Source organism: Paenibacillus swuensis (assembly GCF_001644605.1).
Classification (GTDB): Bacteria; Bacillota; Bacilli; order Paenibacillales; family DY6; genus Paenibacillus_N; species Paenibacillus_N swuensis.
In genome coordinates this window covers 4,717,141-4,731,625 of record NZ_CP011388.1, presented here as the reverse complement: position 1 = coordinate 4,731,625, position 14,485 = coordinate 4,717,141, and the positions used below count along the sequence as shown (strand labels likewise).

The 14,485-nt window shown below is 48.6% G+C and carries 12 protein-coding genes and 1 pseudogene; 9 read left to right on the top strand and 4 right to left on the bottom strand.

Going from position 1 to position 14,485, the window contains the following annotated elements; all coding sequences use genetic code 11:
- Nucleotides 1-39: 39 nt before the first annotated feature.
- Entirely contained in the window at nt 40-5,592 is a 5,553-nt protein-coding gene (locus SY83_RS21340; protein ID WP_068610218.1) for a discoidin domain-containing protein, read from the top strand.
- A gap of 181 nt (nt 5,593-5,773) precedes the next feature.
- Nucleotides 5,774-6,409 (top strand): FMN-dependent NADH-azoreductase, encoded by a 636-nt coding sequence (locus SY83_RS21335; protein WP_068610216.1) that lies wholly within the window; start codon nt 5,774-5,776, stop codon nt 6,407-6,409.
- 44 nt (nt 6,410-6,453) lie between these two features.
- Here the strand turns inward: SY83_RS21335 and SY83_RS21330 are convergent, their stop codons facing one another.
- The gene (locus tag SY83_RS21330; RefSeq protein WP_068611284.1) at nt 6,454-6,945 is read right to left on the bottom strand and encodes a GNAT family N-acetyltransferase; all 492 of its coding nucleotides are present in this window, start codon (nt 6,943-6,945) and stop codon (nt 6,454-6,456) included.
- 148 nt (nt 6,946-7,093) lie between these two features.
- Between SY83_RS21330 and SY83_RS21325 the strand changes: the two genes are divergently transcribed.
- The 4 genes from SY83_RS21325 to SY83_RS21310 are packed head-to-tail and all read left to right on the top strand — an operon-like array spanning nt 7,094 to nt 9,382.
- Nucleotides 7,094-8,041, top strand: coding sequence for a ring-cleaving dioxygenase (locus SY83_RS21325; protein ID WP_068610214.1), 948 nt, complete (start codon nt 7,094-7,096; stop codon nt 8,039-8,041).
- Nucleotides 8,041-8,646: an alpha/beta hydrolase gene (locus tag SY83_RS21320; protein WP_068610212.1), complete on the top strand. Its 606-nt coding sequence runs from the start codon at nt 8,041-8,043 to the stop codon at nt 8,644-8,646. The genes SY83_RS21325 and SY83_RS21320 overlap by 1 nt, the downstream gene beginning before the upstream one ends.
- Complete coding sequence (locus tag SY83_RS21315) at nt 8,625-9,080, top strand: MarR family winged helix-turn-helix transcriptional regulator (protein WP_068610210.1); 456 nt, start codon at nt 8,625-8,627, stop codon at nt 9,078-9,080. Before SY83_RS21320 ends, SY83_RS21315 begins: the two co-directional genes overlap by 22 nt.
- A gap of 26 nt (nt 9,081-9,106) precedes the next feature.
- Entirely contained in the window at nt 9,107-9,382 is a 276-nt protein-coding gene (locus SY83_RS21310; protein ID WP_068610208.1) for a DUF2277 domain-containing protein, read from the top strand.
- Between the two features lie 181 nt (nt 9,383-9,563).
- On the opposite strand, the gene SY83_RS21305 is transcribed toward SY83_RS21310, so the two are convergent.
- Nucleotides 9,564-10,061, bottom strand: a complete 498-nt coding sequence (locus SY83_RS21305) for a C40 family peptidase (RefSeq protein ID WP_068610205.1) — start codon at nt 10,059-10,061, stop codon at nt 9,564-9,566.
- Between the two features lie 272 nt (nt 10,062-10,333).
- On the opposite strand from SY83_RS21305, the gene SY83_RS21300 reads away from it, so the two are divergent.
- Nucleotides 10,334-11,224: a TIGR01777 family oxidoreductase gene (locus SY83_RS21300; RefSeq protein ID WP_068610202.1), complete on the top strand. Its 891-nt coding sequence runs from the start codon at nt 10,334-10,336 to the stop codon at nt 11,222-11,224.
- Nucleotides 11,225-11,282: 58 nt separating this feature from the next.
- On the opposite strand, the gene SY83_RS23820 is transcribed toward SY83_RS21300, so the two are convergent.
- Nucleotides 11,283-11,591: a hypothetical protein gene (locus SY83_RS23820; RefSeq protein WP_407944641.1), complete on the bottom strand. Its 309-nt coding sequence runs from the start codon at nt 11,589-11,591 to the stop codon at nt 11,283-11,285.
- A 21-nt stretch (nt 11,592-11,612) separates the two neighbouring features.
- Nucleotides 11,613-12,404 (bottom strand): annotated as a pseudogene (locus SY83_RS21295) (glycosyltransferase family 4 protein); the annotation flags it as partial.
- Between the two features lie 177 nt (nt 12,405-12,581).
- On the opposite strand from SY83_RS21295, the gene SY83_RS21290 reads away from it, so the two are divergent.
- Together SY83_RS21290 and SY83_RS21285 are read left to right on the top strand one after the other, a co-directional pair.
- Nucleotides 12,582-13,235, top strand: a complete 654-nt coding sequence (locus tag SY83_RS21290; RefSeq protein WP_068610200.1) for a hypothetical protein — start codon at nt 12,582-12,584, stop codon at nt 13,233-13,235.
- Between the two features lie 130 nt (nt 13,236-13,365).
- The gene (locus SY83_RS21285; protein WP_082882679.1) at nt 13,366-14,316 is read left to right on the top strand and encodes a collagen-like protein; all 951 of its coding nucleotides are present in this window, start codon (nt 13,366-13,368) and stop codon (nt 14,314-14,316) included.
- Nucleotides 14,317-14,485: the final 169 nt, after the last annotated feature.

Here is a 14,485-nt window from a genome sequence, read left to right as displayed (position 1 = left end):
ATGAATTGAAATTGAATACACAATCCAGGGAGGTTTATGATGACCAAACGATTGCCCCATATTCTGATTATAATGTTGTTATGTAATTTGCTTCCGTACGGATTATTCACGTCGGCCCCTGTATTAACAGCTCACGCGGAGGCTCCTTCCGCTCCTGTGAACGTTGCGTTAAATAAACCGGCCTCAGCTTCCGCTTCATGTAATGCAAACACAGAGGGACCTTCGAAAGCGTTCGACGGTAACCTTAACAACAAGTGGTGCGCCGGCCAGGGGGAGGGTTCGTGGCTTCAGGTCTATTTGGAAGGAACCCATATCGTTACGAAGTTCACAATCGCTCACGCCGGAGCGGGATGGGAGCAGCCTGTCCGGAATACGAAGGCCTATCGAATTCAGACAAGCCTCGATGGTGTATCCTGGTCTGACAACGTGTCCGTAACAGCGAATACCTATAATGTATCTACTCACGAAATATCCCCTGTTACCGCAAAATATGTAAAGCTGCTCGTGGACCAGCCGGCTCAGGTATCAACGGAGACGGCAGCGCGAATCAATGAATTCGAAGTTTTCGGTGTACCCGATCCTAACCGGGATCAAGCGGCTCCTTCGGCCCCGTCAGGTCTGAGGCTTACCGGGAAGTCCGATACTTCCGTGACCTTAACATGGAATTCATCCACAGATAATGTTGCTGTAATAGGTTATCAAATTCTGAATAATACAGGTCAAGTGCTTGCCAGCGTGAACGGAAGCACTTACGCAGCTACAATCAACGGTTTGAGCGCATCCACTGCTTATGCATTCACCGTAAAAGCGGTTGACGGCGAGAATAACGTTTCATCTGCCAGCGAGAGTGTCCAGGTGACTACGATGCCTCTTCTGCGGAATGTAGCCCTTAACAAAACCGCTGTAACATCTGGACAATGCAACAGCAGCGAAAGCGGCGCCAAGGCACTGGACGGTAACATCTATACCAAGTGGTGTCAAGGGAACGGCGCGAACGGCTGGCTTCAAGTCGAATTGGGGCAGCACTATAACGTTTCTAAATTCGTACTCAAGCATGGGGGCGTTGTAGAATCTCCATCCTATAACACGAAGGAATTTACCATCGCGTTGAGCTCGGACGGCACGGTTTGGTCTGAAGCCGTACGTGTAACCGGAAACAGCCAATCCAGCACAACCCATCTCATCAACGAAAGATCGGCCAAGTTTGTGAAGCTGACGATTCAAGTGCCTGAGCAGGGCGCTTATTCCACCATTCGATTACCTGAATTTGAGGTTTACGGTTATGAAGATCCCGATGCGGACAATGCGCCGCCTTCAGTACCCGGGGAACTCACTGTCAGCGATACGAAGAGCACCAAAGCCAAGCTCGCATGGTCAGCATCTTCCGATAATGTCGCAGTAACCGGCTATGATGTCTATGTAGGTACTCAGAAGGTGGGTACGACAACACAGACGACCTATTCGCTTACGGGGTTGATTCCGGCCAAAGAGAATCTTGTATCGGTGCGGGCTAAAGACGCTTCAGGCAACATCTCGGCGCCAGCGACTGCGGTCGTTCAGACGGTTGCCGGTGTGTTTAATGTAGACGGCACGAAAATTCTGAATCCGGACGGAGACGAATTTATCATCAAGGGCGTCAATGTGGACGGCTATAACTGGTATTGGAATCGAGATATGACACCGGACTCCGAGATTCGGTTAGTGAAAGATGTATGGAAATTCAATACGATTCGGGTGAACAGTAAAATCGGTCCGGGTTCCTTTTTCAAGGATATCAACCATCTTTATAAAATTATAGATAAGTATACCGCTGCGGGTATCGTGGTTCAGGTGGAAGCGCACGATTTCTCCGGTTCCTATTATACGGATACGACAACACCTTCCCTGACGGAATTGGCCGAATTTCACAAAAATCTCGCCATCAAGTATAAGGACAATCCTTATGTGTGGTTCAATATCATGAATGAACCTGGAAATCTTTCGCCGCAATTCTTAACAACCCATGAGAAGGTCATCAAGGCGATCCGGGAAGAGGCCGGAGCTAACAATATGATTGTGGTGGACGGCGCTCAGTTCGCATCCGAAACGAAGCAGAATTTCGGGGAAATTGTGGAGTCCCAAAGCGCGGTGCTTACCTATGGCGAGCAGCTTGCTTCATACGGTAACGTTACGTTCGCCCTGCATATGTATGACAGCTGGGAAAGCGGGGGCGCGGTATTGCCGAACGGAAAGAAACGTCTGCAGGACTACATCGACAAAGTCCATGCCAAAGGACTTTCATTCCATATCGGAGAGTATGGTTCACCTTACAACAGCAAAGTAACCTCCGTTATCGACACGGTCCGCGAAGTGGCGGGCGCTAATCGAATCGGTAGGATCGTCTGGAGCTGGTTCGCGGGGGACACTTACCGTTTGGCGAATGCACCCGCATGCCACGGAGGTTATTGTATCGACAGAACGGACGGTTTGAAGCCATCCAATCTGACCCGGCAAGGCAATTCGGTATGGAACGATAACCACAATATTACGGATATCTCCGATTTGGGCGTTACATCGCTGCAAATGGATCGCACAACGTTCCAAGTGGGGGACAAAACCCGCTTGCTGGCGCTTGTAAGCAACACCGGCGATAAGAAAGTGACGGGCTCGCTGCAAATCGGATTTTATATCAATGACGTTAAAGCGGCTGCAGTTGATCTGAACAGCGAGCTGATGTTCAAGGAATCCGTGCCGGTTCTGTCACCGGAAATCACGCTATCCGGACAGAGTGTTAACGTGAAAGCGGTCATTGAACCAGATAGCAGCTACGGTGCGGACGCGAAGCCGGACAATAACGCTCTAACGCTGATTGTGCAGGGACAACCGGCTGCGATCGGCGCAGATCCGCTAGTTGCGCAGGTTAAGCCCTTACCGGCAAAGACAAATTACTATTTCGGCGACGTTGTGACATTGGAAGCGCGGATTGACAACAAAGGCGCGCAAGCAGCAACGGGAGGCAAGACAGCGGGTACATTCTTTATCAACGGCATTCCCGTGGAAACCGTAGAAAGCTTAAACGCGATTGCCCCAGGAGGCAGTCTTGTGCTAAAGGGCACCAAGCCCGTGACCCTAACTGCCAATTCGGCCATTAGCTTCGTTATGAACAATACGCATACGACGGCTGACGGAAACACAACGAATAACGCTTTATTCCAATACATTGCGCTGAAATCTGCGGATCATGTGAATCTTGCGCTGAATCCCGGCTTTGAGCAGGGCGATGTACAATGGACGAATTGGGGAGGACGCAGCGTCGTCGCGGAGCAGCCGCATACAGGCGCTAAAGCATTAAAGGTAGGGCCAGGTGTCGGCGGCGGGGGGCAGGATGTCGTTCTGGAACCGAATACAACCTACTTGCTGACCGCATGGGTGAAGCATGATGTTACGCCGAACGCCAAGACGGAGATCGGGGTGCAATATCGTAAAGCGGCCGGGGATCCCCAAACCAAGCATATCCTGTACTACGATCATAGCGGGGACTACGCGTTGCAGCAGATGATGTTCACGACGCCTCCCTCATTGGTGGAAGGAAATCTGTTTGTGTGGAAGAACAGCACAGCGGCCAATGCTTATGTGGATGATATGTATTTGACCAGAATATCGAACCTTCTGTCAGAGAGCGGATTTGAATCCGGACTGCTCGACAGCGGCTGGGTGAATTATGGCTTAGGTTTCAACAACAAGGCCGTTGTAACCGCCCCTGTCCATACGGGCGCACATGCTCTTAAGCTGGGCACCATGGCAGGCGGAGTCAAAAAATTTGTGCCGTTGGAAGCAAATACGACCTATGTATTGGGCGCTTGGTTAAAGCATGACAAGAAGCCGGATCTGCCGAGTGAGCTTGGAATAGAGATGGAAACAGGCGCAGGCACACCAGTAACCCAACATAAAGCAGCTATTACCAATTTCGGCGACTTTGAGTACCGTCAAGTCATCTTCACAACGCCTGGAACCGTGACGGGTGCAGGTATTTTCTTGAACAAGACCTCAGACGACGGCGGTTTCCTCTTTGTAGACGATCTGGTCTTGACCCGTATTCCCAATCTGCTGCTCAATTCCGGCTTTGAATCAGGAGATAGCAACTGGTCGAGTTACGGCAATCGAACGATGGCGGAAGAAAGGCCTCAATCCGGAACGAAAGCTGTTAAAGTCGGGTTAAATGTCGGCGGAGGCCAACAAGATATCCAGCTGGAGCCAAACACAACTTATATCTTGAGCGTTTCAGGTCAAGTGACCAGCGAAGACGGCGAAGTTCATACGGGCGTACAGTATCGCGCACAAGCAGGCGCTGAACAAATTAAACATATCATCCGTATCACCAAACCCAATGCGTACGAAACCAAGTACGTAATTTTCACCACCCCGGCAGAAGTGATGGATGCGAACGTATTTATATGGAAGCCGGCTAGCGGCTATTATGCATACCTGGATGATTACGTGTTAACGCCTATGCCTTCCACAATCTATACGAAACCGCTCACCGATGTGCCGACAGGCCCTCAGGAAATAGTCGGTACTGTATTTGGCTCAGGTGAGGCATGGAGAACAGGCAGCGGTTTCACCGCTGTGTTCGATGGCAAGACTGATACGTACTATGATGCCAAACAGGCTGACGGCAATTATGCGGGGATGGATGCGGGCGAAGGGAATGAGCACCGCATTGTGACAATCCGGTTCTTCACACTGGATACGTCATGGGCCGCAGGGAGAGCGGTTGGAGGCAGATTTCAAGGCTCCAACCAGTCCCCGGAGAGCGGTTACCGTGACCTTCATGTTATAGAAGCTTCACCGCAGCCGGGTTGGACGGAGATCAGCATCGCTGATCCGAACGCGTATCGTTACTTCAGATATCTTGCGCCGACAGGCAGTCACGGCAACATGGCTGAAGTAGAGTTCATTGGCGAGAAAGGGGAGGTAATTCCTGATTTGGAAGCTCCTACGAAACCGGTTAACCTCCATGCGAAGGAGATTACGGATTCCGGCTTTACGTTAACGTGGGAACCTTCCGCGGACCAGGGACCGATCGCCGGCTATGATATCTATAACGGCACTTTTCTGCAACAGACGATTACAGGATCCGTCTACAGTGTGAAACTAAGCGGACTAACTCCATACCAGGAGTATCATTTCACCATACAAGCGCGGGATCTGGCCGGAAATACATCGGAGGTCAGCGATGTGCTCAAGGTTAGAACGACTGAGTATGATCCGCCTGTGATCCAAGTGGACGGAAACAAGGGAACCTACAATTTAAACGAGACGGTGAGCATCACCTGCCAGGCGGTGGATGAGTTGTCCGGGGTAGCATCAACAACATGCCGAAATATTACGGGACCGGCTTATTTATTCAAGTGGGGGATCAACTCCTATACGTTTGAGGCCACAGATTATGCAGGGAATAAGGTTTGGTTAACAGTTACATTCAAGGTTACGCTTACTTGGACGGGGTTGCAGGCGTTAGTTCAGAAATTCAAGAATCAGACAGGTCAGAAGTTTCTTACAAGGGAACAATCAGAAATAATCCGTAAGCTAACCGATGAGATGAATAAGTAACTGGAAAAGCTGCCGTCGATTGCGCCGGCAGCTTATTCATGCTCTATTATTAATATTTTACTAAATATAAGTAATTAACTTGATATTATTTAGCGAATTATTTATAATGTGTTTGAAGCCGCTATTAAATCTACATAATGATAAAGGTTTCATACATTAAATCGCAAAGGATGATTTTCCAATGGCAACGGTATTATACATTACGGCACACCCGCACGACGACAAAGCTTCTTACAGCATGGCGGTAGGTAAAGAATTCATCTCCGCGTACCGTGAATCCAACCCGCAGGACGAAGTAGTTCACTTGGATCTTTACAGTGTGGATGTTCCTCAGATTGATACAGACGTGTTCAGCGGCTGGGGCAAGTTGGCATCAGGAACCGAGTTTTCGGCATTATCCGACGAAGAGAAACGCAAAGTGGGCAGCCTCGGTCAACTGGTTGATCAGTTCATTGCCGCAGACAAGTATGTGTTCGTTAATCCAATGTGGAACTTCTCGTTCCCTCCAGTGATGAAAGCTTACATTGATGCTGTCAGCGTTGCAGGTAAAACGTTTAAGTATACTGCGCAAGGTCCTGTTGGACTTCTGACGGACAAGAAATTGTTCCACATTCAAGCAAGCGGCGGCATCTATTCGGAAGGCCCGGCGGCAGAAGTGGAAATGGGTCACCGTTACCTGAAGACGATTGCGGGATTCTTTGGCATTCCTTCTGTAGAGAAACTGTTTGTTGAAGGCATGGCAGTTGCGCCGGATCAAGCTGCAGACATTAAAGCTAAGGCGATTGAACAAGCGATTGAAGCGGCTAAGCGTTTCTAAAACCCTTTCATATGAAAGCCGGACCGAGTTGCTCGGTCCGGCTTTTATTTATGTAATTCTTTGGTCATATTGTACCAAACGATACCGCCATGATTTGAAGCGGAGACACCTTTGTTGATATATCCGCGTCTCTCATAGAAAGCGGTTAACTCTTCTTTGCAAGTGAGTGTTACCGATTGCCGCTTCACCATAAAAGCCTGTTGTTCCAAATGCTTAAGCAGTCCGGCGGCAATACCTTGGTTCTGCAGATGCGGAGGTACTGCAAGTCCCAGAATCGTTTGATGTCCGCCTAATGGCGGATTTTCTTTGGTACTCGTAAACAAATCATCTGTAATATAGGCCTCTTCTGTAACGGGACCGTTCACAAAACCCTCAATGATCCCATTCGTTTCGGCTACCCAAAAGCTGTCCGGAATCAGACGAATCCGTTCCTGAAACGCTTCACGTGTCGCGGCCTTCTGCTCGGGGAAGCATTGAAGTTCGATGGATGAAAGTTGATTTAAATCCTCTGGTTTCACATTACGTATCGTTCGCATCATTTCACCGATCCTCTTCTTAACAAGTATATCTTCACACTATAATGGAAAACGTAGTATTGCAAAAGTAAATCATTAGCGGTATAATTATCTTAAATTTAAGATACTTAATTTTAAAGTAAATACTCAAAATAATGGAGGTACTGAGATGACCCGGAAAACTGCAGGTATTCATCACATCACAGCTTTTGTCAGAGATGCTCAGAACAATATTGATTTTTACGCAGGTGTGCTAGGATTGCGGCTGGTGAAGAAGACGATAAATTTTGACGCTCCGGAAGTGTACCATTTATATTTTGGCAATGAGAGCGGAAGTCCGGGTACAGCTATGACCTTTTTCCCGTTTGCACAAGGCCGCAAAGGCAAGATTGGCGGAGGACAAGTGGGGTGGAGCACATTTGTGGTGCCGCTTGGTTCGCTTGAGTTCTGGCGTGAGCGGTTAACGAAGCTGAACGTCTCCTTCACTGAGATGACACGTTTCAATGAGACATTCCTTCGGTTCAGGGATGAGGACGGACTGCAGCTGGAAATTGTGGAACGCGCGGAGGGACCGGAGAGCAAGTGGGCGTTCGGCGGTGTGCCGGCGCAGATGGCCATTAAAGGGTTTGGCGGCGCTGTCCTCTACAGCATCAATCCTGAAAAAACGCGGGAAGTTATGGAGCAAATCTTGGGCTTTACCTATGTCGGCTCCGATGCCGATCTGCTCCGCTTCCGTTCGGAAGGGGATCTGGGGAACTACATTGATATCAACGCGAACGCAATGGAATGGGGTCACGGGGGCGCGGGAACGGTACATCATATCGCTTGGCGCGCCAAGGACGATGAGGACCATCTACAATGGAGAGCGACGGTGGAACAAAGCGGGTTGCAAGTTACGCCTATTGTAGATCGACAATATTTCAACGCGCTTTATTTCCGTGAAGAGGGTGGGATTCTGTTCGAGATTGCAACGGACCCGCCGGGTTTTACGAAGGATGAGCCATTTGAGAAGTTGGGAGAAAAGCTGATGCTTCCCGATTGGTTTGAAGAGAAGCGAATGCTGATCGAGCAGGGACTGTCGCCGATTCAAGTCCGTGTGCTGAAGGAGGATCAATGATGAAACATTTATTCAGGAAAGGCTCTGACCCGAAGGCGCCGACCTTTGTACTCTTTCATGGAACTGGAGGAACAGAGAACGACTTGCTTCCGATTGCAGACATTGTGAACTCTTCCGCATCCGTGCTTAGTGTCAGAGGTAACGTGTTGGAGAACGGCATGCCCCGCTTCTTCAAGCGTCTTGCCGAGGGGGTCTTCGATGAAGAGGATCTGATTGCGCGCACCAAAGAACTTCATGAATTTCTGGATCAAGCGGCTGAAGATTATGAGATTGAGCGTGGACATATGATTGCAGTGGGGTACTCCAACGGTGCCAATATCGCGGGAAGCTTGATGTTTCATTATGAGCAAGTGTTTAAAGGAGCCATACTTCTTCATCCGATGGTTCCCCGCCGCCATATGCAGCTGCCGGAACTGAACGGATTACCGGTGTTCATCGGAGCCGGCCGAAATGATCCTATATGTTCCCCGCAGGAAACAGAGGAACTTAGGCAGTTGTTGGACGGGGCGGGTGCGGAAGTTGAAGTTCACTGGGAGTCTCACGGGCATCAGCTCACCATGTCGGAAATCCAGGGGGCCGCAGATTGGTATCGCAGTCGATTCTAAATGAAGAGAGTGAAGCTGTATCGCTGAAATTGTTTGTTGTGTTGTCTAAAGCCTACAAAACCGTCATGGATCAAGCCATCAAAGATATGAAGTCCCATGGCTTTTCCGCTTCGGAGTTTACAATCCTGGAGGTTCTCTTTCACAAAAGAAGAATTCCATTGCAGCAAATCGGGGAAAAAATTTTAGTAACGAGCGGCAGCATAACCTACAACATCGACAAGCTCGAAAAAAGAGGCTTACTTAAACGAGTGCCGAGCGCAGATGACCGCCGAGTGACTTATGCTGAAATGACGGAAGCAGGCCAAGCGCTATTTACAAGTATATTTCCGAAACATGCGGCTTTCGTTGATGGGATGATGAGCGGACTTACGGGGGATGAGAAACAACATGCGATCGGACTGTTGAAGAAACTGGGGAAACATGTCGAGGTATAAAAATATATCAACAGGGGGTTATTCGGATGTGCCGAAATATCAAGACATTATTTAACTTCGATCCTCCGGCAACGGAAGAGGAGATTGAGGCAGCGGCCGTGCAGTTTGTGAGAAAACTTTCCGGATTTCAGCAGCCATCGAAGGCTAATGAAAAAGCATTTCATGACGCCGTTACGGACGTTACCGCTGTGGCTCGGAAGTTACTGGATTCCCTGGTAACCAATGCGGATGCTCGCAACAGGGAAGTAGAGGCCGAACGCGCCAAAGCCAGAAATGCCAAGAGATTCGGCATGAGTGAGTAGTCCATAAATCCCATTGACAAACTAGGGATTAAACATATGATGAAGTTCATAGTTTTTGACCCTAGTACAATTACATATTTTCCTTCCGGAATGGATGAAGAATCGCAAATAATCAATTCAACCAAGAAGGGCTATCTCGTCATTCATGATGACGAGATAGCCCTTTGCTGTTTGGAGGACGTTAGATTACACGGCGGGCGGTCTTATAGGTACGATCCCATGCGCTGCCAGAGAACTTAGAGATCGTAACACCGACTCCCACTCTGTAAGTATGCATCAGACGATCGTTGCCGATATAGATGGATACGTGATTTATAATACCGTCACGATTGGTATCCGAGAAAACAAGATCCCCGGCTTTCAAATTTCTTTTGGAAATATATGTACCCGCTTTAGCCTGTTGTTTGGAAGAGCGGGGCAGCTTCACGCCATTGAGTTTAAACACACGTTGTGTGAAAGAAGAGCAGTCGAAAGCTCTGGTCGTATTCGAAGATGCTCCAAACTGATATCGCACGCCTAGGTATTTTTTGCCTGAAGAGATTAGTTTGTTGGTTACGGATGCAGACGCGGCATGAGCTTTAGGTTGCGGCATAACTCCGTTTCCGGCTAATGCTATAGATAGCCCCAGTGTGACGCTAAGTACTGTTTTGCTGAGAGAAGGGATAGACTTGTTACTCATAAGATGTGTACCTCCAAATATGTAATGGGTTGAACCAGATGATGACCTGAAACTACCCTAACATATTTTGAAACAACCACCATTTACCAACACGAGGAAAGAACCTTGTATGGCAAGCGTTACTGCATCACTATTAGAAAGTAATGAAGATTCTCTCAGAAGATTACACTTGACAATATAAATTAGGAGGAGGACTATAAAATTTAGAACTGCCCCAAGCGAATTCCTTAAGCTATGATTCTTGTATAACTGGTTTCTAAGGAGCGTTTATGATGAATCGAAAAATTGTGCTGGCTGGCGGAACGGGCTTTGTAGGACGTTTTTTGGAGCAAAAGTTCAGGGAACTTCAGGATGTTGTGAAGATCATTTCACGGGGGAACGGACATATCTCCTGGTCGGATCGGAGATCAATTATAGATGCTTTGGACGGGGCCGATGTTGTCATTAATTTGGCGGGAAAGTCTGTGGATTGCCGTTACAATGAAAAGAATAAACGGGAGATTGTAAGCTCCCGGGTGGATACGACGCAAGCGCTGGGGGATGCGATAAAGGCATGTGCGAAGCCGCCGGCGCTGTGGATGAACGCGAGTACGGCAACCATTTACCGACATGCCGAGGACCGGCCTATGACCGAAGACAACGGCGAATTGGGGACGGGGTTTTCCGTTGATGTTGCCAAGGCGTGGGAGGAAGCGTTCTTCTCGTGCCGGGTTCCGGGTGTACGGCAGGCAGCCCTGCGAATGGCCATAGTTCTGGGGCGTGACGGCGGTGTAATCGGACCATATCGAAACTTGGTAAATTTCGGATTGGGCGGTGTCCAAGGGTCGGGGCGACAGATGTTTAGCTGGATCCATATTGAAGATGTGTTTCGCATCGTACAATTTATTATGGAACATAAGACGCTTAACGGAGTGTTTAATTGTTCATCACCGCATCCGGTTATGAACCAGGAATTCATGAAGCAGTTGCGCGTTGCGGCTGGTGTTAGGGTTGGACTGCCTTCCCCGAGATGGTTGCTAGAGATCGGAGCTATGCTGATCCGAACGGAGACGGAGTTGATTCTCAAAAGCCGCTGGGTGGTGCCGGAGCGTCTATCGGTAAAAGGGTTCACATTTCGTTACGGGAAGCTGGAGGATGCTTTGGGTGAGATATGGCGGAGTTAATAAAGTGGCCACTCCCCTTGAACCTCGGTCACAGCGCAATCACTGTGTCGGCCATCACTCAGAATTTACGCTTCTTGTTGCGAATTACGTATTCCACCGCTTGTTTCATGGCTTGACCAGCATGTCTCCAAGACTGCTTCTTCATATCTGATCGGCCTTGGGCACCCTTTCTCCGGCATAGAGTCGGGTCGGCGTAGGCTTTCCTCATCTGCTTCTTCAGGCTGCTCAGACTTGGCTCCGCCCATCGCTGACCCGGTTGGGCGAATAAAGGCCGGAAGGTGCGGGAGATGGCTTGCTTCATACGCAATGCCGGGGGCTTCAGTTGATAACTTACAAGATAGGAGTTCCTGTCGTTAAGAAAATCCATTTGTCCTCCCCATCGTGTAGAGATAACCGGTACCCCGCTTGCTAGCGATTCAAGAAACGGCAGGCCGACGCCTTCTCCCCTTGTTGGAAGAACAAAAGCATTTCCTGCCGTATACAAACCTTTTAGGCTTCGCGGGCTGGTGTAACCCGTGATAAGTTGCAGAGGGGCGGTTATCTTACGCAAATTTAATCTCTTCTTATAGGTCCGAATACGTCTTCTAATCCATGCACCAGACTCACGAGATCCAAACCCGCTAGTCTTTATGACAAGTGCTGCCTTGTCTGTAGCGGAAAATTCCTCCCAAAAGGCGCGCAGTAAGGTTTCCGGGTTTTTACGATGCTGAAATGTAAATACGGAGACGAATATAAAGGTCCCTTTGCGAAACGGCAGGGGCTTTTTTCGGTTCCTGGGGGTAAAGGTGCGGGTATGGACTCCATGCGGTACAAGAAAGACCGGAACCTTTACACCGCTGTTACGCAAAGCAGTCTTATTTTGGACGGAAGGAACACATATTGCATCGTAGAGGTTAATGCTTGGAAACCAGCTTCTAGGGACCTTGGTGGTCTCCCATACGGTGTTGAGCAGAATATAGTCATAAGTCCTTCTAGCCTTGGCCCAGTTTAGTTGATGGGGAAGCCCATGATGTATAAGGACTTTTGGTTTATTCGCCGCATAGCGCTTGTTGGAGAGGGAGGTAATTAAGGAAGGGGAGGATGATCGCCGGGAGGATAAGATTTTGATATCAACGCCTTGGCGGTGGAGAGCAACAGCATATTCCCGACTAGCCGTGCCCAACCCGGTTGATTTTTGCACGGGACCCTTCCATACAACCTGATAGTTTGTCACAGTCAACAGCCCTTTCCTTGATGTTTACAGTAGAGTATGTTGAGGAAGAGTTGGGGGTTTGGGCCATGTGATATAGTACAAAGGTTAGACGTTATCACTGAACTCTTAAGCAGACTAATACGAAGTAAGGAAGCAGGGTTGATCATGAAAAGGAAATATTGGATAGGACTGGTGGCCGTCACTTTATCCATGTGCCTAGTTATATTGGGCACTCTGTCATCGGAAGAGATTAAAAAAGTAAGAATTAAAGATGCAACGGATATAAACTCTACGGAGTCACAAGCAGCGCAAGCTGCCATTACGAAGTTCCGCAGTTATAACGAATATCCTGTATATGTTCACACAGAAGCTGTAGAGAATGGAGTCCTTGTCCTTTATCGCAGGTTTATGAAAGAAAACCATTATGATCTTAATGTTGAACACGTGCGATGGACGTGGCGAGGATGGAAATGGGCTTGGGGAGGATCCATGTCGGGAGGTCAAGGCGCGCAATCGGATGGACTGTTTGTTGAGTATCTGCCATACAACGGCCGGCAGGATTCACCGTTCCCCATCTTATTAGGTGCTGTAACCAATCAAAACATTCACAAGTTACACATTTCCGATGGGGCCCAATATGAAGCGGAGCCGCAGCTCATTCGTGCTCACCATCCAAGGGATGAACAGCATTCATGGCTTGCCAGAGTTCCTCGACATGCCGGGAAAGTCCTTACTGTTACCGCACTAGACCAGAGCGGTAAGGTGGTATCGGTAAAGAAGTTGTCCCGTAATGAGCTGGAACCTGCGGAGGAACAATAGATGGATTTACCATATGCAATGCCTATTTCCTTTAATAAATAGACAAGCGTCTACGCTTCTCAAGACATAAGTCCATGCCTTCCCTAGATGATTGGAGTAGTATACAACAAATCACTAGGGAGGTGTCTTCATGGGTTGTCCTGTACCAAAGCCCAAAAAAGGTTGCAAAAAGAAAACAGTCATCCTATGCCCAACTAAGAAAAAACATAAGAAAAAAAATCCAGCAACAAACAAATGTTGCTGCAAGAAAATTGTCGTTCAAGAGCAAATTGTACGTGTAACTATTCCTCAAGGGGCGATAGGCGCTGCTGGAAGTGTTGGTGCTGCAGGTACGGTAGGCAGCGCCGGAGCCGTTGGTACAGCTGGTAGCGTAGGGAGTGCGGGTTCAGTTGGTAGTGTAGGTTCTGTCGGCTCAGCAGGCAATGTAGGTGCAGCCGGAGCTGTAGGTGCAGCCGGAGCTGTAGGTCCCGCTGGTGCGGTAGGTTCAGCCGGAAGCGTTGGTACCGCAGGTAGTGTAGGTGTCGCAGGAAGTGTCGGCGTTGCAGGCGCGGTAGGGGCAACCGGACCTGCTGGCCCTGCAGGAATTACCGGGGCCGTTGGTCCCGCGGGGGCAACAGGAGCCACTGGGGCCACTGGAGCTACAGGAGCTACAGGAGCTACAGGAACAGGCGGAATAACTGAATTTGGATATATTTATAATTTAGGCGCTCAGGTGGTACCTATTGAGGCGGACGTTATTTTTGACACAAACGGTCTGCTTACGCCAGGCATTACACACGCTCCAGGTTCTGCTCAGATAGCAGTAACCAATGCAGGGGATTATGAAATTAATTTCTCTGTGTCGGGTGTTGAGCCTAACCAGTTTGGATTATTCCTTAATGGTGCCCCGGTTGCAGGTACCATATATGGTTCAGGGGCAGGGACACAACAGAACACAGGTCAGGCTATTATTGCGCTGGCATCCGGAGATGTATTAACTCTTCGAAATCACACTTCTTCAGCTGCTGTGACGCTACAAACATTAGCGGGAGGTACACAAGCGAACGTGAACGCTTCTGTAGTTATCAAGAGACTGATTTAATTTCATTTTGAACTAAACTAAAGGATCTGTTTGCAATGAATTTTCGGCAGGTCCTTTGTTTATTTTATTATATAAATGTTTACATAGTTTATATCATTTTGAAACATACAGAAACAAGTTAGACGCAACTCTTTATTACAATGAAGGAGCATCATACAACTAAGAATGG

What these genes read in the sequence shown, in the direction of transcription:
- SY83_RS21340 (WP_068610218.1), top strand. Translation starts at nt 40, where the DNA reads ATGACCAAACGATTGCCCCATATTCTGATTATAATGTTGTTATGTAAT.
- SY83_RS21335 (WP_068610216.1), top strand. Translation starts at nt 5,774, where the DNA reads ATGGCAACGGTATTATACATTACGGCACACCCGCACGACGACAAAGCT.
- SY83_RS21330 (WP_068611284.1), bottom strand. Translation starts at nt 6,945, where the DNA reads ATGCGAACGATACGTAATGTGAAACCAGAGGATTTAAATCAACTTTCA.
- SY83_RS21325 (WP_068610214.1), top strand. Translation starts at nt 7,094, where the DNA reads ATGACCCGGAAAACTGCAGGTATTCATCACATCACAGCTTTTGTCAGA.
- SY83_RS21320 (WP_068610212.1), top strand. Translation starts at nt 8,041, where the DNA reads ATGAAACATTTATTCAGGAAAGGCTCTGACCCGAAGGCGCCGACCTTT.
- SY83_RS21310 (WP_068610208.1), top strand. Translation starts at nt 9,107, where the DNA reads ATGTGCCGAAATATCAAGACATTATTTAACTTCGATCCTCCGGCAACG.
- SY83_RS21305 (WP_068610205.1), bottom strand. Translation starts at nt 10,061, where the DNA reads ATGAGTAACAAGTCTATCCCTTCTCTCAGCAAAACAGTACTTAGCGTC.
- SY83_RS21300 (WP_068610202.1), top strand. Translation starts at nt 10,334, where the DNA reads ATGAATCGAAAAATTGTGCTGGCTGGCGGAACGGGCTTTGTAGGACGT.
- SY83_RS23820 (WP_407944641.1), bottom strand. Translation starts at nt 11,591, where the DNA reads ATGGATTTTCTTAACGACAGGAACTCCTATCTTGTAAGTTATCAACTG.
- SY83_RS21290 (WP_068610200.1), top strand. Translation starts at nt 12,582, where the DNA reads ATGAAAAGGAAATATTGGATAGGACTGGTGGCCGTCACTTTATCCATG.
- SY83_RS21285 (WP_082882679.1), top strand. Translation starts at nt 13,366, where the DNA reads ATGGGTTGTCCTGTACCAAAGCCCAAAAAAGGTTGCAAAAAGAAAACA.